Below are 19,113 nucleotides of genomic sequence, written 5' to 3'. Positions count from 1 at the left end.
AGCGGGTGCGCCCCCGGCGGTCGGGAGGAGAGCTGACCGTGCTGCTGGACCGTGAAACCGAACTGGCCCGCATCGGCGAGGCGCTGCGGGCCGCCGCGGCGGGCGATGGCTCGCTGCTGGTGGTCAGCGGTCCGCTGGGGATCGGCAAGACCGCGCTGCTGCGGGCGGTGGCCGACGACGCCACGGCGGCGGGGGCGAGCGTGTTGCGAGCCACGGCCTCGGTGGCGGAGCGGGAGTTCTCCTTCGGCGTGGTCCGCCAAGTCTTCGAACCCGCTGTCGCCGCGCTGCCCGAGCGGGTCCGCGCGCGGGTGCTGGGGGAGGTGGCCGACTGCGTCCGCCCGCTGGTCGGGGGCGGCGAGCCTGCCTGCGACACCGAGTCGCCGATCCCCGTCGAGCACGCGCTGCTGCACGGCCTGCGACGCCTGCTGTCGGTGCTCAGCGGGCGGCAACCGGTGGTGGTGCTGGTCGACGACCTCCAGTGGGCCGACGAGGAGTCGTTGCGCTGCCTGGGGTACTTGTTCAACCGACTCGACGGGCTGGGCGTGCTGGCGGTGGTCGTGGTCCGCGACGGCGACGCGGACAGCGAGCGGCCGCTGGTGCGCAACGCGGTCGGCGGCGCCCTGGGCGTGCTGCGGCCGGGCGGGTTGTCCGCCGCGGCGGTGCGCGAGCTGGTGCGCCAGTGGTTCGGCGAACCGGGAGGCGAGCGGTTCGACCAGGAGTGCTCCGCGGTCTCCGGCGGCAACCCGTTGCTGCTGCGGTCCATCCTGACCGACCTGACCCTGGCCGGGCACCAGCCGGGCGACCGGGCCGTCGACGCGGTGCGCGCCTGCCGCCCGGCTCCGCTGCGCAACCGGTTGCTGGCCCGCCTGCGCGGCCAGCCCGCCCCGGTGCGCGCCTTCGCCGAGGCGTTGTGCTTCCTCGGCGACGCGCCGGACATGGAGCTGGTCGGCTCGCTCGCGGGCCTGGACCCGATCGCCTGCCGGGAGATCGCGCGGTCGTTGGCCAGGCAGGGGCTCATCACCGCGAGCGCGACGCCGGAGTTCACCCACCCCGTGGTGCGCGACGCGATCGAGGAGCTGACCACCGCGGCGGAGGGGGAGCGGCTGCACACCGCAGCTGCCGCCCTGCTGCACCGCGGCGGCTACCCGGCGGAGGCCGTGGCCGCGCACCTGCTGGCCGTGTCGTCGCCGCAGCAGCTGTGGGCGGTGGACGTGCTGCGCGCCGCGGCGGAGTCGGCCGCGCAGCGGGGCGAGCACGAACTCGCCGCGCGCTACCTGCGCCGCGCCCTGCTGGACGCCTCCGCCGACAGCGGTGAGCGCGCCGAGCTGCTGGTGGAGCTGGCGGCGGTGGAACGCGCGGTGGACACCTCCGCGTCGGTGCGGCACGTGCTGGAGGCGGTGTCCCTGCTGCGCACCGCTCCCGAGCGCGCCGCCGCGCTGGTGCGCCTGGCGCCGAGCACGCTGGGCGCGGCACCGCTGGCGGTCTCCGAGGTCGTCCGCGACGTGGCGACCGCGCTGGGCGAGGTCGAGCGGCTGGTCGGCGTGGACCGGGAGCTGGCGCTGCGGCTGGAGGCGAGACTGCGCTACCTCGACGACTCCGACGCGCGCGACCTGCTCGCCGCGGCGCACCGGCTGCACGGGCTGGACCACCAGGTCTGCCTGCGCACCCCGGCCGGGCGCGAACTGCTGGCCGCGCTGCTGCACGCGGCCGCGCTGACCGGCCGGGAGTCCAGCGACCGGATCGCCGGGCTGGGGCACCAGCTGCTGCGGCTGGAGTCCCCCGAACCCGTGCACCTGCACAGCTCGCTGCCCATCGTGATCAGCGCGTTGACCCTGGCCGACCGGGCCGAGGCGGCCACCCCCTGGTTGGACGCCGCGCTGCACCAGGCCCGGCGCCACCGCGACCCGGTCGCGCTGGCGGTCGCCGAGGTCGACCGCGCCCTCGCGCTGATGGGCGCGGGACGGTTGGTCGAGGCCGAGTCGGTGGCCGAGGCGAGCATCACCGCGATGGGCAGCCGGTGGTTCGACGCGGTCACCACCTCGGGTGTCCTGCTGGCCATGGCCGCGTCGGAGCTGCCGGACCTGCAGTTGGCCGAGCGGATCACGGGCCTGTGCGCGGACCGCGTGGACCACCCGGCGCTGCGCGCGCTGGACCAGTACCTGCACGGGGTGCGCGCGTCGGTCAGAGGTGAGTTGCCGATGGCGCTGGAGCGGTTCCTGGACTGCGGGCGGCAGCTCGAACGGGCGGGCTGGCGCAATCCGCTGGTGCTGCCGTGGCGGGTCAGGGCGGCCGAGGTGCGGCACCGGTTGGGCAGCGCCGCCGCGGCGCTGGAGCTGGCGGAGGCCGAGCTGGACGCCGCCAGGACGTGGGGTGCGCCGGTGGGCGTCGGCCGGGCGCTGCGGGTGCAGGGCGCGCTCCGCGCGGGTGACGCGGGTGTGCGGCTCACCCGCGACGCGCTGGACGTGCTGGAGGAGTCGGAGAACCGGCTGGAGCTGGCGCGCGCTCACCTGCAGCTGGGCCGCTTGCTCGGTCGGCTGCGGTCCGCCGACGCGCCGCGGCACGCGCGCCGCGGTCGCGCGCTGGCCCTGGAGTGCGGCGCGTCGTGGCTGGTCGACCCGGCCACCGACGGCGAGCCGCAGCCGGGGCTGGTGCTCACCCGCGCCGAGCGCAGGGTCGCCGAGCTGGCCGCCGCGGGCCGGACCAACCAGGCGGTCGCCGAGGAGCTGGGGGTGAGCTCCCGCGCGGTGGAGAAGCACCTGACCAACGTCTACCGGAAGCTGAGCCTGTCCGGGCGGGCGGAACTCAAGTCCGCTCTGCTCGGCTGATCCCCGCGCTGCGGGCAATTCATCGCACGGGTAGCCGACGGGCAACACCCGAACAATTGTCTGTGATTCATATCACGATTAAACTGGGAAAAGGCGGTCCGCTGTTTCGGCTCGTGTTGCGGTCCGTACCCCGGCGCCGCGCGCGGGTGTTGGGAACTGCGGTGCGGTGTCCCGCTCCTCTCGCCGTTCGCGCAGGTGGGGCGATCGGTCGAACTCGGGTCGTGGGTGCCCGTCGTCGGGGGACGAGCCGCACCGAACCGCGCTCCGCACCTCCGCGGCGGGTCGACCGAACCACCGGTGCGGGACCACCGCAAGGTTAATTCGGATCGGCCGCTCCCTCGTTGACGAAGGTCTAGTCCATTCTTAGTGTTGTCACCACGCGGTGACGCACCGCAACGGGTGAACTCCGATCGCGTTCTCCGTCGCCGCACCCGCTTTCCGACGGCTACTCCACAAGGGATGGTGTCGCTGTGACCACTGCCGCGATCGCCCCGGCTCACGGTGGCGTGGTGGACGTGCCCGCCCGCCAGACCGCGGGCAGGCACGCGGCGGCCTACCGCTCGCTGTTCGAGCGGCTCGACGCCGCCGCCGTGGTCGACCTCGGGCTGCACGTGCTGGAGGCCAACCAGCGGTTCGTCCGCGACCTGGCCGGGCAGCGCGACCCGGTCGGCCGCAACCTGCTCGACTTCCTGCACCGCGGCGGCCACGCGAACCTGCGCAGGCAGTTCGTCAGGCTGATCCAGGGCAAGCGGGATCGCGTCGTGGAACGGGTGGTGGGCCTGGGCGCGGACGACCGGTTGGTGCCCGGCACGCTGACCGCCGTCGCCGTGCACGACCACGGCCCCATGGTTTCCACCCTCGTGGTCACCCTGCGGTGGGACGAGTCGTCGGACGCGGCTCCCGGCAACGAGCGGCGGCGCATCCTGACCGAGCTGGACGCCCGCATCCTGGAGGGCGTGGCCGCGGGCATGCCCACCGTCAAGCTGGCCGTCCAGCTCTACTTGAGCAAGCAGGGCGTGGAGTACCACGTCGGCACGATGCTGAAGAAGTTCAAGGTGCCCAACCGGGCCTCCCTGGTGTCCCGCGCGTACTCGGCGGGTGTGCTCAGCCCCGGCGAGTGGCCGCCCAAGGTATCGCCCGAATTCATCAAGTAGCGCGACGCTCCACACAGGACTCCCGGCGATGGCGGTGTCCGGGGTGTGAACCGCCCCGGTGACCGCCAGGCGGTTGCCGCGCCGGTCCGGCGACCCCGGACCGGGAGATCGCGCCGCCCGCCCAGCGCGGGCGGCGCGATCGGCTCCGGCCGAGTCGCGCAATTCCGCGACGCATTGCGCGGCAATCGGTCGGAAAAGCAACCGGATTCCCGCGGTGCGCGCCGGTTCCGTCGGGGCGGCACCCGCGCGCATCTCCGCGACCAATTGAGCCGGAGACTTGGCCGCGGCTCACGCGCCGTGGATACTCTCCACGGGCACGTGGGACACCGGTCGATTGGTCAGAGTTTTGCGGAACGACGCTGAGGCCCCGAAAGGGGGAAACAAGTCCGACGCGGGGAGCGGCGCGGTGGGGTCCCCATTCGGGTCGCGCTTGCGCGCGGTCCGGCAGCGGCGGGGTCTGGCGCAGAAGGACCTGGCGGGCCCCGGCGTGTCGATGAGCTACGTCTCCCGGTTGGAGTCCGGGGACCGGTTGCCGTCACCGTCGGTGATCGCCCGGCTGGCCGAGGTGCTCCAGGTCGACCCGCGCGAGCTGACCGGCGAGACCCGCTCCGCGTCCACCGAGCAGGCCGCGCTGCGCTGGTGCGAGGTGGCGCTGGCCTACCGCGAGGGCGAGCCCCGGCGGGCCGTCGAGCTGCTCGACGCGATCGAGCCCAAGGAGGACCCGCCGCTGTTCGCCTGGTCGGTGCGCTGGCTGCGGGCGGTGCTGATCATGTGCGTGTCGGACCCGGCGGAGGCGTTGGCGGCGCTGGACGAGCTGCGCGCGGGCTGGTCGCCGGGCCCGGCGGTGGACGTCGTCGTCGAGGTGCAGCGCGCCCAGGTCCTGTGGGAGCTGGGCCTGAGCGCCGAGGCGGTGCGCGCCGCGCGCACCGCGGTCGAGCTCTCCGAGAGCACCGACATCGCGGACCGGTGGCGCGTCCGGCTGCGGGCGCTGGTCGCGCTGTGCTGCCACGCCGCCCGCAGCGGTCGCGCGGCCGAGGCCGAGCAGGCGCTGGAGCAGCTGGACGAGGCGCTGGAGGTGGCGGGGGGCGGGCGCTTGGCGATCAGCGCGTGGTGGGCGCGCGCCGCCGTGACCGAGCGGCTGGGCGACAGCGCGCGGGCCCACGCGTCGATCACCAAGGCGCTCGAGCTGCTGGACCAGCAGGACTGCGGCGGGCTCCTGCGCAGCCAGGTGCTGCTGACCGCCGCGGCGATCGGCCTGCGCCTGCCCGAGCCGGACACCGGGGGAGCCGAGCGGGCCCTGGAACGGGTGAGGGCCGTCTCCGGGAACCGGTGGCCGCGGATCGCGGCCAGGGTCGAGGCGGTGCGCGCCGAGCTGGCGCTGCACCGGCGGCAGCCGGAGCTCTGCTGGTCGGCCGCGGACGCCGCGCTGGCCACCGGCGCGCTGGAGCTGGAGGACCAGCTGCGCTGCCACCTGCTGCGGGTGCAGGCGGTGGACCTCGCGGGGGACCGGGACCGGCTGGCCGCGGCCAAGCAGGCGCTGCGGGCGGCGCTGGAGTCGGTGCGGCCCGCAGCGGTGGACCCGGCGCTGTGGCGGGACATCGCGCGGGTCGCCCTGCGGGGCTGAGCGGGCCGCGGTCACCACGTCGACACCCCTGCCGGGGCTCGCTACCTTTCGACGGTGCCCAGCTTCGAGGAGATCACCCGGCACCACGACGCCGACCCGTCCGAGAGCCCCTGGGTCAACGGGCCGCCGGGGCCCGAGACGGTCACCATCGTCCCGTACGACCCCGAGTGGCCACGCCGCTACCGAGCCCTGTCGGCGCGGATCCGCGCGGCACTGGGCGAGGCGGCCCTCGACGTCGAGCACATCGGCTCGACCTCCGTGGAAGGGCTGGCGGCCAAGGACGTCATCGACATCGACCTCACCGTCGCCGACCCCCGTGACGAGCGGTCCTACGTCCCCGCGCTCGAACGCCTCGGCTACTTCCTGGTCATCCGGGAACCGTCCTTCCACCAGCACCGGTGCCTGCGGCTCGCCGAGCCGAGGGTGAACCTGCACGTGTTCGGCCCGGACTGCCCGGAGGCCATCCGGCACCGCATGTTCCGCGACTGGTTGCGCGCGCACCCCGACGACCGCGCCCGCTACGAGCGGGCGAAGCGGGCGGCGGTGCCCGGCGGGGGGAGCGTCATGGACTACAACGCGCGCAAGCAGCAGGTCGTCCGGGAGATCTACGACCGGCTCTTCCGCGCGGCGGGGATGTTGTAGGAGCCCGCGTCTTGCTGATCCGGCAAAGATGTTCGCCTTCCGGCGCGGGGAGTGGGCAGGTTGGCGGTGGAGGTGGTCACGATGGCCCGACACACCGGTGTGCAGTTCTGGGAACAGATGTACCGCAGCCGCGAGCGGCTCTTCAGCGGTGCGCCCAACGGGGTGCTCGTCACCGAGGTCGCCGACCTGCCGCCGGGACAGGCCCTCGACGTGGGGTGCGGTGAGGGCGGCGACGCGCTCTGGCTGGCCCGGCGCGGCTGGCGGGTCACCGCGGTCGACATCTCGCACACCGCGCTGAGCCGCGCCGCCGCGGCGGGCGCGGACGTCGCGGGCCGCGTGGCGTGGAAGCACGGCGACCTGACCGCCACGCCGCCCCCGGCGGGCGCGTTCGACCTGGTCTCCATCCAGTACTTCCCGCTGGAGCGCCGATCCGGCCGCACCGCGCTGCGCGGTCTGCTGGACGCCGTCGCCCCCGGCGGAACCCTGCTCGTGGTCAGTCACGACCTCGCCGACCTGGCCGCGGACGGCGAGCACGACTTCGATCCCGACGACTACTACTGGCCCGACGAGGTCGCCGGGCTCCTCGACCACGACTGGACCGTCCTGATCGCCGAAACCCGCCCGCGGACCGCTCCCGCCCCGGCGGGTACGCACCACACCCGCGACACCGTCCTGCGGGCACAGCGCTCGCGGTGACGCGCGGGGCCGGTCACCGGGAATCCCTCACGACTGCCCGGTGGTCAGCTCGTCCACCGCCCGGCGCGCTTCGCGCATGGGGGTGGAGTCGTGCTCGACGTGGTCGAGCACCCGCAGCAGGGCGGACAGGCCGCCGCTGTGCTCCAGGCAGGCCAGGACGAGGTTGGACAGGTGCACGGTGGGGTGCGCGCTCTCCGGGACGACCAGCCCGGTGCCCAGTTCGTGACCGACCAGCCGGATGATCGTGCTCCGGTTGCTCGCCTCGGCCAGTGCGGGCATCCGCAGCAGGGCGGCGACCAGGGGGAGGAGCACTTCCGGCCGCCGGTCCTCGGTGGGCGGGTGGGGCGCCTGGTCCGCCGGGGACGTGCCGAGCGCCGTGGACAACCGGTCCAGCCGGTCGTCCTGCGCGTCGAGGTAGGCGTCGACGTTGTCCAGGCCCGCTTCCAGCGCGGCCGGTTCCAGGGCTGGCAGGGAGTGTGCGGGCGGGTAGTGGGCGGGCGTTTCCCGGTGCGTCCGCGCCTGCAGTGCCCGCGCCTTCCGCCGCGCCACCTCCACCAGGCGCAGCGCGTTCTCCCGCTCCTGCTCGGCACGCCGCAGCCGCTGCTCGGTCCTGGCCTGGGCCTGGCGCGCGCGGGCCAGCTCCGCGCGCCGCCGGTCGGCTTCGTCCCGGAGGTGGTCGCGGTCCCCGGTCAGGTGCGCGACGGTGGCCCGCGCCTGGGCCAGGACCACTTGCAGCACCCACACGACCTTGGTGATGTCGCGTTCCGCGGCCACGCTCTCGGCCAGCTGTCGGCGGACCCGCTCGACCTCCTCGTAGGCGTTGGCCAGGCGCCGGTCGTCGGGGGAGTGGACGTGCACGCCGCCGTGGATCACGCCGGCCTGCACCACCACGCCGTCGACCGTCCCGGAGACCTCGTTGCGGGTGCTCTCGTCCACCTGCGCTCCTGTGCCGGCGTGCCCGTGGACACCACGCTACCGCGATCGGCGCGCATCGGGGCCTGCTCGCACCCGCTCCCGGTCGGCTGCGGCGAGAGCGCGGAACGGGCGCCGGAAAGATACCGCGCGATGGCCCCGACATGCCCCGGAATTACCGCGGAATTACCCGACTAGGTGAACAACTACATTGTTCCAAGGGGTGTGTCGCAGATCTCAGTCTACGCTTACCTTGGTCCGGCGCAGAGGAATTCCGGACTTGATCGGGAGCGGTGATGGAAGCCAACGAATGGGAATCCGTCCTCCAGCACGCGTCGGATTCCGTCCGAGCCTGGGGAGGGGCCCGGCCCGCCAAGCGCGCCGCCGCGCTGGGGCGGGTGGCGGACACCCTCGACCGCCACGCCGACGAGCTGGTGGGGATCGCCGCGCGGGAGGTCGGGCTGCCCGAGGACCGGCTGCGGGCGGAGCTGCGCCGCACCACCTTCCAACTGCGCGAGTGCGCGCGCGAGGTGGCCGAGGGCCACTGCCTGGAACTGGTGGTCGACCACGCCGACCGGCACTGGCCGTCCGGGCCGAGACCGGACCTGCGCCGGACGATGGTCCCGCTCGGCCCGGTCGTGGTCTTCGGCGCCTCGGCGTTCCCCTTCTCGGCCTCGGTGGCGGGCCGGGACACCGCCTCCGCGCTGGCCGCCGGGTGCTCGGTCGTCTTCAAGGCCCACCCCGCCCACCCCGGCCTGTCCGACCGCACCGCCGAGCTGGTGCGCCAGGCGCTGCGCGAGGCGGGGGCGCCCAAGGGCGTGTTCGACGTCGTCCACGGCGAGCGCAGCGGTCGCGAGCTGCTGCTGGACCCCAGGGTCAAGGCGGTGGCCTTCACCGGCTCGGCGTCGGTGGGCAAGCAGCTGCTGGCGCTGGCGGTGTCCCGCGAGGAGCCCATCCCCTTCTTCGGTGGCTTCGGCGGCATCAACCCGGTGTTCGTGACCAGGTGCGCCGCCGCGCGGCGCGGCACCGAGATCGCCGAGGGCTTCGTCGGGGCGCTGACCGCCGAAGGCGGCCAGCTGTGCACGAAACCCGGCGCGCTGGTGGTGCCCGCGACGTCGGTGCTGACCGCCGTCGCGGCGGACACCGCGCGCCGTCGCGGTGGCTCTCCGCTGTTCGACAAGCGCTTCGCCGAGCGCTACCAGCGGGAGGTCGCGGTGCTGCGCGAGCACCCGGACGTGACCACCCTGGTGGCGGGTGAGCCGACCGCCGACGGCCACTCGCCGACGCTGCTGCTGACCACCGCCGCCGCGGTGGTGCGCTCGCCGGACCTGCTCGCGGAGTGCTTCGGCCCGCTGGGGCTGGTGGTGCACTACGACACCGAGGACGAGCTGCTGGCCGTGGCCAGGGCGCTGCCCGGCCAGCTGACCACCGCGGTGCAGGGCGAGAACTGCGACGAGGTGCTGCTGGACCTGCTGCCCGAGCTGGTCGAGCGCAGCGGCCGGGTGGTGTGGAACGACTGGCCCAACGAACTGGCCGTGACCCCCGCGATGCAGCACGGCGGCCCGTACCCGGCCAGCACCGCGCCGCAGCGCACCGCCCTCGGTCGCGGTGCGATCGCGCGCTTCCAGCGCCCGGTGGCGTTCCAGGGCTTTCCCCGGCACCTGCTGCCGGAGGGGTTGCGCGAGGAGAATCCGCTGAACCTGCCCCGCCTGGTCGACCTGTGATTCCCCCGTCCGCCGCCGGATTTCCCCGTTTCGGGGATTTCCCGGAAATGCCGGGTGGTGACCGGCAGCGCGGACAGTCCGAGCAGTGCTCGCCGATGTGGGTGTGGCGGTCTCGCGGACCGGGTACTCGGACCGCGCCTCCCACCACCGGGCGCCACCGGGACGTGGTGCCCACCACCTGATGGCCGGTGGCGGAGGGCGCACCGCCCTCCGCCACCGGTGGGACCGTCAGGCGTTCGGGTCGAACGGGATGCCCGCGGGTTTGGCCTTGGCCAGTTCAGCGGCGAACGCGCCGTCCTTGATGCCCAGGCTCGCGCTCCCGAAGTCGGCGCGGACCAGGGTGTCGCGGCCGCCGGGCGGGAAGTGGTCCCAGCTCACCAGGTCGGGGTACTGCCAGGAGCCGTGGTGGTTCTCCGGCTGCTCCGCCGCGTCCGCCAGGCGGAAGCAGTGGGTGCTCAGCCCGTCCTTGTGGTAGACGATCTTGGGGTGGGTGCCCTCCCACGCGACCTGCGCGCGCGGGTAGGTCGAGTAGCGGCCGTGCGCGGAGGTCGAGACGTACTGGGCCTGGTCGCCCGAGACCCACACCACGACGTGCTCGATGTCGTGCCGGTGGCCGCAGCAGTCGATGCCCGGCACCGCCTGGTCCTTCTCGAAGTACAGGTCGTACAGGTGGGCGCACCAGCCGTTGTTGCACTTGGACCGGGCGTAGGAGTTGGTGTTGTCCAGGTCGGACCGGTCGCGGCACTGGCCGTTGAGCGCGCCGGAGTTCTTCAGCCCGGTCGCCACGACGCCGGTCGGGGAGATCGCGGGGGTGGGGTAGCAGCCGTCGGTGTCGTAGTCGAAGGCGGGCTGCCACCTGCCGTCGGCGGCGGTGAAGCTCGCGGGGATCGCCTGGGGCGGGTCGGCCCAGGCGGTGCCGGGCACGAGCACGGCGAGCAGGGTCGCGCCGAGCAGGCCGGGCAGCAGTCGCCTCCGCGTGGGGCGGGGCCGGGTCTTGGGCACGGTCACAGGGGCCTCTCGTTCCGGTAGCAGGGATGCGGCGAGATGGCGGGGCGGCACAGACGTTGCTGCACCGGCGGGAGCCGGTCAACCGCCTGGGGTTGAACGGCCGGTGTCGGAGCTCCGGTTCGCGCCCGAGCCGCGCCGAGGGCAGGATTGGGCGATGGCCCGAGGAGGCGTACCCGGTCTGGTGACCGGCGCGGTCTTCAACACCGTTGAGCGGCAGCACCTGCCGCTGGCGGGTTCGATTCCCGTCCGCCTCCGCCACGGCGGTGCCCGGTGACCGACCCCAGGCGCGCCATCCCGCGCACGGACGCGGTGCTCGCCGAGCCGCGAGTGGCCGCGGCGGTCGCGGAGCTGGGCAGGGCGGTGGTCAAGGCTGCCGTCGGGCGGGCCCAGCGGGAGGCCCGCGAGGGGGTGCTGACGCCCGACGGGGTGGTGGAGGCGGTGTTGGCGGCGCTCCCGCCGGGACCGTCCTCGCTGCGGCCGGTGATCAACGCGACCGGCGTCGTCGTGCACACCAACCTGGGCAGGGCGCCGCTGTCCAGGGCCGCCGCGCGGGCCGTCGCGGACGCGGCCGGGTGCGCGGACGTCGAGTTCGACCTGGTCACCGGGAAGCGGGCGCAGCGCGGACGAGGGGCGCTGGCGGCGCTCAGGACCGCCGTGCCGGACGCGGGCGACGTGCACGTGGTGAATAACAACGCCGCCGCGTTGCTGCTGTGCGCGATGGTGCTGGCACCCGGCAAGGAGATCGTGGTCAGCCGCGGCGAGCTGGTGGAGATCGGCGACGGGTTCCGCATACCGGACCTGCTGACCTCGGCCGGTGCGCGGCTGCGGGAGGTGGGCACCACCAACCGCACCCACCTGCGCGACTACGCCGAAGCGGTCGGCGACGGGACCGGGTTCGTGCTGCGGGTGCACCCGTCCAACTTCCGGGTCACCGGGTTTACCAGCGCCCCCGACGTCGGAGAGCTGGCCGGGCTGGGCGTGCCGCTGGTCGTGGACATCGGCTCCGGGCTGCTCTCGCCGCACCCGCTGCTGCCCGACGAGCCGGACGCGGCGGGCGCGCTGCGCGCGGGCGCCGCCCTGGTGACGGCCAGCGGGGACAAGCTGCTGGGCGGTCCGCAGGCGGGGCTGCTGCTGGGCGAGGCGGGGCTGGTGCACCGGTTGCGGCGGCACCCGGCGGCACGGGCGCTGCGCGTGGACAAACTGGCGCTGGCCGCCCTGGAGGCGACCCTGCTGGGACCGACCCCACCCGTGCGGCAGGCGTTGGAGGTCGACGCGCGGCGGCTGCGCGACCGCGCCGAGCTGCTGGTGAAAGCGTTGGCGGAGCAGGGGATCGACGCCGCGGTGGTGGACAGCGTGGCGGCGGTGGGCGGCGGCGGGGCGCCGGGAGTGGAGCTGCCCAGCGCGGCGGTGAGCCTGCCCGAGCGGTGGGCGGGCGCGCTGCGGGTGGACCGGACGCCGGTGGTGGGCCGGGTGGAGCGCGGGCGCTGCCTGCTGGACCTGCGCACCGTCGACCCGGCCGAGGACGAGCGGCTGTGCCAGGCGGTGCTGCGGTGCGGGTGATCGCCACCGCGGGGCACGTGGACCACGGCAAGTCCACGCTGATCCGCGAGCTGACCGGGATGGAGCCCGACCGCTGGGCCGAGGAGCGCAGGCGCGGCCTGACCATCGACCTGGGGTTCGCCTGGACCCGGCTGCCCGGCGGCGAGGTGGCCTTCGTGGACGTGCCCGGCCACGAGCGGTTCACCACCAACATGCTGGCCGGTGTCGGACCGGTGCCCGCGGTGGTGTTCGTGGTCGCCGCCGACGAGGGGTGGATGCCGCAGTCGGACGAGCACCTGGCCGCGCTGGACGGGCTGGGGGTGCGGCACGGGCTGCTCGTGGTGACCCGGTCGGACCTGGCCGATCCCGGCCCGGCGCTGGCGCAGGCCCGCGAGCGGTTGGCGCGGACGTCGTTGCGGGAGGCGCGGGCGGTGGCGGTCAGCGGGCGCACCCGAGCGGGGCTGGACGAGGTGCGCGCCGAGCTGGACGCGCTGGTGCGCGCGCTGCCCGACCCCGATCCGGGCGCCGATGTGCGGCTGTGGGTGGACCGCTCCTTCACGGTGCGCGGTGCGGGCACGGTGGTCACCGGCACGCTGGGCGCCGGGGCGCTGGAGGTCGGTGACGAGCTGGTGCTGTCCGGCACGGGTGGGCGCGTGGCGGTGCGCGGACTGCAGGCGCTGGGCGAGAGCGCGCGGCGGGTCGTCGGGGTGGCGCGGGTCGCGGTGAACCTGCGCGGCGTCGAGCGCGAGCGGGTGGGCCGCGGCGACGCCCTGCTCACCCCGGACGCCTGGCCCATGACGCGGGTGCTGGACGTCCGGTTGGTGGGAGCGGCCGAACCGCCGCGGAACGCGGTGCTGCACGTGGGTTCCGCGGCGGTGTCCGCCCACGTCCGTCCACTGGGGACGGACACCGCGCGGCTGGTCCTGACGCGCCCGCTGCCGCTGCGCGCGGGTGACCGGGGGCTGCTGCGAGACCCCGGACGACGCCGGATCGTGGACGGCGTCGTGGTGCTGGACGCGCGCCCGCCCGCGCTGGACCGGCGCGGCGCGGCGCGGCAGCGCGGGCTGGACCTGGCCGGTGACGCGGCTCGCGCGCACCTGGCGGCACGCGGGTTGGTGCTCGCGCGGGAGCTGCGGGTGCTCGGCTTCGGCGAGGTCGGGACGCCGGTCGGGCGGTGGCGGGCCGATCCGGCGCACTGGGCGGCGCTGGTGCGGCGGGTTCCGGAGGAGGTCCAGCGGTGGCGGCGGGAACACCCGCTGGCCTCGGGGGCTCCGGTGGAGGCCATGGCGCACCGGATGGGCATCGCCGCCGAGGTCGCCGTGCCGCTGCTGGCGCAGGCGGGACTGGCGGTGGTCGACGGGCAGGTGCCCGGTGCCGCCGCGCTGCCCGACCCGGTGGACCGCGCGGTCGCGGCGGTCGAGGCCGACCTCGCGCGAGCCCCGTTCGCCGCCCCGGACGCGGCGCGGCTGGCCGAACTCGGCTTGGGCGCCAGGGAGATCGGCGCGGCGGTGCGGGTGGGCAGGCTGCTGCGGCTGGCCGACGGGGTGGTGCTGGGTCCGGACGCGCCGGGGCGGGCGGCGCGGGTGCTGGCGGAGTTGCCCGCGCCGTTCACGGCGAGCCAGGCAAAGCAGGCGCTGGGCACCACGCGGCGGGTGGCGGTGCCGCTGCTGGAACTGCTGGACTCACTGGGGTTGACGCGCCGGGTCTGCGACACCGGCCGCGTCGTGCTGCCGTGAGTCCAGCCGCTCCCGCTGGGGCACCACGACGTACTTCGGGTCCTTAGTGGACTCGACTCCGGCTTCGAACACGCCGAACCGCTGCAAAGCGCTGCCCACCACCAGCGCGAGCCCGGAGGCCACGGCGACGACCCGGCTGCGCCGCGCACCGAGCGCCGCGCCCAGCACGCCGCCCACGGTGAGGTACTCCGACCAGCGCCGCAACCGGTGCGGGCGGCCCGTGGTGTACGCCTGGCGCACCAACCCCAGCCCGGACTCCATCACACGGGAGGCCACCAGTTCGCCCACACCGCCCATGACGGCGAACGCCCGTGCCGGACCGGCCTGCGCCAGGGGCGTGCACACCATGCCGAGCCCGCCCGAACTCGCCGCCGCCGACCCGGTGAACACCAGCGGCAGGTGCGGGTGCGCCTCGTGCCAGGCGGGCACCGCGGTCTGCGACAGCAGCACCGCCGTGTACGAGGCCACCGCCGGGGCCAGCGCCGCCGACGACACCGCCGAGGGCAGCGCGGCCCGCCGCAGCAGCCTGCCCAGCCACCACCGCCGCGGCAGCACCTCGGCCGCCGCGGCGACGGCCACCCCCGGCCCGTAGGCGACCAGGGTCCAGGTGCCCACGCTCATCGGCGAGGTCGGCTTGGCCACCCGCAGCATGTGCAGGAACCGCTCCGGCCGCCCCAGGTCGACCACCAGCAGGTACAGCCCGGCCAGCAGCGACACCAGCGCGCCGAGCCTGCCCGCGCGCCGCAGCGCGGGCCGCCCGGTCAGCGCCGCGCCCACGCCCAGCAGCGTCGAGCCCGCCGACACCCCGCCCGCGAACAGGTAGGCCGGGACCGGCCACTCCCACGCGGGCGTCTGCAGGATCTGCCGCTCGTAGTAGGAGCGGAACTCGGCGCGGTCCACCGGTTCCCGCGTTCCCGCGCGCACCTCCCCGTGCCGAGGACGGGGATCGCTGTCCTCGACGGCCCGCGGCCGGTAGTCGCGGCGCAGCCCCACCCGCTCCAGCAGCGCCCGACCCCGGTCCACCAGCGCCCGACTCATCAGCGCCCGCCCCATCAGCGCCCGCCCCATCAGCGCCCGCCCAGGAACGCGGCCACGGCGGCAGCGGCGAAGGCGACCGCCGCGACGCCCGCGCGCCGCCACATCGCGGGCAGGTCGCGGGTGGGCACCACCGGGTCCGGCGGCAGCCCGTAGACCTCCGGCTCGTCCAGAAGCAGGAAGAACGCGCCGTTGCCGCCCACCCCGTCCTCGGGGTCCGCGCCGTAGAGCCGGGCGCGGTCCTCGCCCCGCTCGCGCAGCTGCTCCACCCGGCGCGCGGCCCGCTCGCGCAGCTCGTCCAGCTCGCCGAACTGGATGGAGTCGGTGGGGCACGCCTTGGCGCACGCGGGTTGCTCGCCCACCCGCAGCCGGTCGTAGCACAGCGTGCACTTCTGCGCCCGGCCGTCGCCCTCGCGCCGCTGGATCACCCCGTACGGGCAGCCGGACACGCAGTAGCCGCACCCGTTGCAGATGTCCTGCTGCACCACCACCGTGCCGAACTCGGTGCGGAACAGCGCCCCGGTCGGGCACACGTCCAGGCAGCCCGCGTGGGTGCAGTGCTTGCACACGTCCGAGGCCATCAGCCAGCGGAAGTCGGTGCGCGCCTCCGGGCCGGTGGCCGCGCCCGGCCGGTCGAACGAGGGCATTCCCAGCTCCTGCGGCGCGGGCCGCTGCTGCTCCACGAACGCCACGTGCCGCCAGGCGTTGGCCCCGAGGTGCCCGGTGTTGTCCAGCGACATGCCCAGCAGGTCGAACCCGTCGGCGGGGACGTCGTTCCACTCCTTGCAGGCCACCTCGCACGCCTTGCACCCGATGCACACCGAGGTGTCGGTGAAGAAGCCCACCCTGGGCGGGTGCTGCTCGTACCCGGCCTCGCCCGCCACGTCGTGCAGCGGTCCGGAGAGGCTGTGCTCGGTCACGGCTGGTCCTCCTCGGTGTGCGGCAGGCCCGCCTCCGGGCCGGTGGTCAGCACGGTGGGCTCGGCGATCCCCGCGCGCCGCCGGTACCCGGCCAGGTAGTCCAGCAGCGCCGGTCCGCGCGGACGCCTGCCCGGCCGCACGTCGCAGGTGGCCACCTTGGTCTCCTGGATGAACACGTTCGGGTCGACGACCACGCCGAACAGGTCGTTGGGGGAGTCGCCGCGGACCAGGCCGACGCTGCCCCAGTGGTAGGGCAGCCAGATCTGGTGCACCTCGCGCTGGTCCACCCGCAGCGGCCGCATCCGGTCGGTCACCACCACGCGCGCCTCCACCGCCGCCCGGCTGGTCACCACGTGCGCCCACCCCAGGTTCTCCAGCCCGCGCTCGCGCGCCAGCGCGGGCGAGACCTCCACGAACAGCTCCGGCTGCAACTCCGCCAGGTGCGGCACCGTCCGGCTCATCCCGCCCGCGGTGTGGTGCTCTGTGAGCCGGGCGGTGGTCACCACGTACGGGAACACCTCGTGGTCCAGCGGCGGGTTGGACGGGTTGTCCGCGCGCCCGTAGATCTTGCGGGTCGGGTTGCCGCGCTGGCCGTGCAGCGGGTTGGGCACCGGCGACTCGTGCGGCTCGTAGTGCGTGGGCAGCGGGCCGTCGGCCAGGCCCTTGGGCGCGAACAGCCAGCCCTTGCCGTCGGCCTGCATGATGAACGGGTCGTCACCGCGCAGCGCCTCCGGACCCACCGCGCCTTCGGGCGGCACGTAGTCCGGCGGCTTGGTGCGCTCGAAGTCCGGCACGTCGTCCCCGGTCCACTCGCCTCGTTCGGCGTCCCACCAGATCAGCGCCTTGCGCTCGCTCCACGGCCGCCCCGCGGGGTCGGCGGAAGCGCGGTTGTAGAGCACCCGGCGGTTCATCGGCCACACCCAGCCCCACTCGGTGGCGTAGAGGTTCTGCTCGCGGCCGGGTTTGCGGCGGGCGGCCTGGTTGACCTCGTCGGCGTAGACGCCGCTGTAGATCCAGCAGCCCGCCATGGTGCTGCCGTCGGCCTTCAGCTCGGTGTAGCCGCCGACCGCGCGGCCGGTGGTCAGGTCCACGCCGTTGATGCGCCGCAGCACGTCCTGGGCCTGCGGCTCGTCGCCCACCACCGCGTAGTCCCAGGCCAGGTCCAGCAGCGGCCGGTCGCGCTCGTCGGTGGAGTCCGCCAGCCGCTGCCGCAGCTTGCGGCCCAGGTGGTAGAAGAACCACAGCTCCGAGCGCTGGTCCCCCTTGGGCTCCACGGCTTTCTCCCGCCACTGGAGCATCCGCTGGGTCTGGGTGAAGGTGCCCTCCTTCTCCACGTGCGAGGCGGCCGGGAAGAAGAACACCTCGGTGCGGCAGCGCTCCGGCGCGATCTCGCCGGTCTCCACCTCGGGGGAGTCCTTCCAGAAGGAAGCGCTCTCGATCATGGTCAGATCGCGCACCACCAGCCAGTCCAGGTTGGCCATGCCCAGCCGCTGCAACCGGCCGTGCGCCGAGCCGACCGCCGGGTTCTGGCCCAGCAGGAAGTAGCCGAAGACCTTGCCGTCGACCATGTCCATCACCGTGCGGTAGGTGCCGTGGTCGCCGGTGATGCGCGGCAGGTAGTCGAAGCAGTAGTCGTTGTCGGCGGTGGCGTGCTCGCCCCAGTACTCCTTGAGCAGCGAGATCATGTAGGCGTCGGCGTTGCGCCAGAAGCCCTTCTGCTGGTCGGCGCGGACGCTGTCGACGTACTCGGCCAGGTCGCCGTGCTCGGGGGTGGGCATCGGCAGGTAACCGGGCAGCAGGTTGAACAGCGTGGGGATGTCGGTGGAGCCCTGGATGCTGGCGTGGCCGCGCAGCGCGAACACGCCGCCGCCGGGGCGGCCGATGTTGCCCAGCAGCAGCTGGATGATCGCACCCGCGCGGATGCACTGCGCGCCCGTGGTGTGCTGGGTCCAGCCGACGCTGTAGACCAGCGCGGCGGTGCGCTCGCGGCCGGAGTTGGCCGTCCAGGTCTGGCACACCGCGCGGAACAGCTCCTCGGACACGCCGCAGGTGCGCGCCACCGCCTCGGGCGTGTAGCGGGCGTAGTGCCGCTTGAGGACCTGGTAGACGCAGCGCGGGTGCTCCAACGTCGGGTCGGCGGCGATGCGCCCGCTGCCGCCCTCGATCTTCGGCCCGCCCGAGCCGTGCTGGTAGGACGCGGACCGCTCCTTGGCGCTCGCGCCCGCGTGGTCGTCCGGGCCCGCTTCGGCGGTCTCGTACTGCCAGGTCGACGAGTCGTAGGACGCGGTCTCCGGGTCGTAGCCGCTGAACAGCCCGTCGAGGTCCTCGGTGTCCCGGTAGTCCTCGCCGACCAGGAAGGAGGCGTTGGTGTAGGCCACCACGTACTCGCGGAAGTCCAGCGCGTTGGTCAGGATGTGGTTGATCACCCCGCCGAGGAACGCGATGTCGGTGCCCGCGCGCAGCGGCACGTGCACGTCGGCGTGCGCGCTGGTCCGGGTGAACCGGGGGTCGATGTGCAGGACCCTGGCACCGCGCTCCTTGGCCTCCATGACCCACTGGAAGCCCACGGGGTGAGCCTCGGCCATGTTGGAGCCCATGATGACGATGGCGTCGGAGTTGATCAGGTCCTGCTGGTAGTCCGTCGCGCCCCCGCGACCGAAGGAGGCTCCCAGACCGGGAACCGTGGCGGAGTGTCAAATGCGGGCCTGGTTCTCGATCTGCAACGCGCCCAGTGCCGTGAACAGCTTCTTGATCAGGTAGTTCTCTTCGTTGTCCAGGGTCGCCCCGCCCAGGCTGGCCAGCCCGAGCGTGCGGCGCACGCGCCTGCCGCGCTCGTCGACGTCCTGCCAGCCCTTGGCGCGGGCCTCCAGCACCCGGTCGGCCACCATGTCCATGGCGGTGTCCAGGTCCAGCTCCCGCCACTGGCCGCCGTAGGGGGCGCGGTAGAGCACCTTCCGCGCGCGCTGCGGACCGGTGACCAGCTGCGTGCTGGCCGAGCCCTTGGGGCACAGCCTGCCGCGCGAGATGGGGCTGTCCGGGTCACCCTCGATCTGCAGCACCCGGTCCTCGGACACGTAGACGCGCTGGGCGCAGCCGACCGCGCAGAACGGGCACACGGACTTGGCGACGCGGTCGGCGTCGGCGATCCGCGCGGTCAGCCCGGCGGAGCGGGGCGACTGGGCGGCCCGGCCGCGGCCCAGCGGGTCGCGCCCGGTGATCTGCCGGTACACCGGCCACGACGCCAGCCGCGACGCCAGCCACCGCCCGACGCCCACGCGCACCTCCGTCCACGACGTCC

13 protein-coding genes and 1 tRNA gene are annotated in these 19,113 nt (G+C 74.6%); 9 read left to right on the top strand and 5 right to left on the bottom strand.

From position 1 onward, the window contains the following. The first annotated feature begins 38 nt into the window (after nt 1–38). The 5 genes from JOF41_RS14725 to JOF41_RS14705 all read left to right on the top strand — a co-directional run bounded on the left by JOF41_RS14725 (nt 39) and on the right by JOF41_RS14705 (nt 6,941). Nucleotides 39–2,825, top strand: coding sequence for an ATP-binding protein (locus JOF41_RS14725; RefSeq protein WP_209619554.1), 2,787 nt, complete (start codon nt 39–41; stop codon nt 2,823–2,825). A gap of 470 nt (nt 2,826–3,295) precedes the next feature. Further along, complete coding sequence (locus tag JOF41_RS38265) at nt 3,296–3,979, top strand: helix-turn-helix transcriptional regulator (protein WP_209619552.1); 684 nt, start codon at nt 3,296–3,298, stop codon at nt 3,977–3,979. 406 nt (nt 3,980–4,385) lie between these two features. After that, nucleotides 4,386–5,603 (top strand): helix-turn-helix domain-containing protein, encoded by a 1,218-nt coding sequence (locus tag JOF41_RS14715; protein ID WP_209619551.1) that lies wholly within the window; start codon nt 4,386–4,388, stop codon nt 5,601–5,603. A gap of 54 nt (nt 5,604–5,657) precedes the next feature. Further along, complete coding sequence (locus JOF41_RS14710; protein WP_209619548.1) at nt 5,658–6,245, top strand: GrpB family protein; 588 nt, start codon at nt 5,658–5,660, stop codon at nt 6,243–6,245. A gap of 81 nt (nt 6,246–6,326) precedes the next feature. Beyond that, the gene (locus tag JOF41_RS14705) at nt 6,327–6,941 is read left to right on the top strand and encodes a class I SAM-dependent methyltransferase (protein ID WP_209619546.1); all 615 of its coding nucleotides are present in this window, start codon (nt 6,327–6,329) and stop codon (nt 6,939–6,941) included. A 27-nt stretch (nt 6,942–6,968) separates the two neighbouring features. Here the strand turns inward: JOF41_RS14705 and JOF41_RS38260 are convergent, their stop codons facing one another. After that, nucleotides 6,969–7,877: an effector-associated domain 2-containing protein gene (locus JOF41_RS38260; protein ID WP_209619544.1), complete on the bottom strand. Its 909-nt coding sequence runs from the start codon at nt 7,875–7,877 to the stop codon at nt 6,969–6,971. Between the two features lie 272 nt (nt 7,878–8,149). On the opposite strand from JOF41_RS38260, the gene JOF41_RS14695 reads away from it, so the two are divergent. Next, complete coding sequence (locus JOF41_RS14695) at nt 8,150–9,577, top strand: aldehyde dehydrogenase family protein (protein WP_189227241.1); 1,428 nt, start codon at nt 8,150–8,152, stop codon at nt 9,575–9,577. A 228-nt stretch (nt 9,578–9,805) separates the two neighbouring features. On the opposite strand, the gene JOF41_RS14690 is transcribed toward JOF41_RS14695, so the two are convergent. Beyond that, on the bottom strand, nt 9,806–10,579 hold the full coding sequence (locus tag JOF41_RS14690; protein WP_372448525.1) for an NPP1 family protein: 774 nt from the start codon (nt 10,577–10,579) through the stop codon (nt 9,806–9,808). Nucleotides 10,580–10,748: 169 nt separating this feature from the next. Between JOF41_RS14690 and JOF41_RS14685 the strand changes: the two genes are divergently transcribed. The 3 genes from JOF41_RS14685 to selB all read left to right on the top strand — a co-directional run bounded on the left by JOF41_RS14685 (nt 10,749) and on the right by selB (nt 13,860). Next, a tRNA-Sec gene (locus JOF41_RS14685) sits at nt 10,749–10,843 on the top strand. 12 nt (nt 10,844–10,855) lie between these two features. After that, nucleotides 10,856–12,145, top strand: coding sequence for an L-seryl-tRNA(Sec) selenium transferase (gene selA, locus JOF41_RS14680; RefSeq protein ID WP_209619542.1), 1,290 nt, complete (start codon nt 10,856–10,858; stop codon nt 12,143–12,145). Next, entirely contained in the window at nt 12,136–13,860 is a 1,725-nt protein-coding gene (selB, locus tag JOF41_RS14675; protein ID WP_209624220.1) for a selenocysteine-specific translation elongation factor, read from the top strand. The genes selA and selB overlap by 10 nt, the downstream gene beginning before the upstream one ends. Here selB and nrfD read toward each other — a convergent pair. Genes nrfD through fdh form a run of 3 tightly spaced genes read right to left on the bottom strand, consistent with a single transcriptional unit; the run spans nt 13,807 to nt 19,090 of the window. Continuing rightward, nucleotides 13,807–14,928: an NrfD/PsrC family molybdoenzyme membrane anchor subunit gene (gene nrfD, locus JOF41_RS14670; RefSeq protein ID WP_244989595.1), complete on the bottom strand. Its 1,122-nt coding sequence runs from the start codon at nt 14,926–14,928 to the stop codon at nt 13,807–13,809. The genes selB and nrfD overlap by 54 nt on opposite strands. Then, a complete protein-coding gene (locus tag JOF41_RS14665; protein ID WP_189227239.1) occupies nt 14,928–15,815 on the bottom strand; it encodes a 4Fe-4S dicluster domain-containing protein in 888 nt (295 codons plus the stop codon). Before JOF41_RS14665 ends, nrfD begins: the two co-directional genes overlap by 1 nt. Continuing rightward, nucleotides 15,812–19,090 (bottom strand): formate dehydrogenase, encoded by a 3,279-nt coding sequence (fdh, locus tag JOF41_RS14660; RefSeq protein WP_307867412.1) that lies wholly within the window; start codon nt 19,088–19,090, stop codon nt 15,812–15,814. Before fdh ends, JOF41_RS14665 begins: the two co-directional genes overlap by 4 nt. Between the last annotated feature and the right edge of the window lie 23 nt (nt 19,091–19,113).

This window comes from Saccharothrix coeruleofusca (assembly GCF_017876325.1).
GTDB classification, from domain to species: domain Bacteria; phylum Actinomycetota; class Actinomycetes; order Mycobacteriales; family Pseudonocardiaceae; genus Actinosynnema; species Actinosynnema coeruleofuscum.
This window is presented reverse-complemented; position numbering and strand designations above follow the sequence as displayed.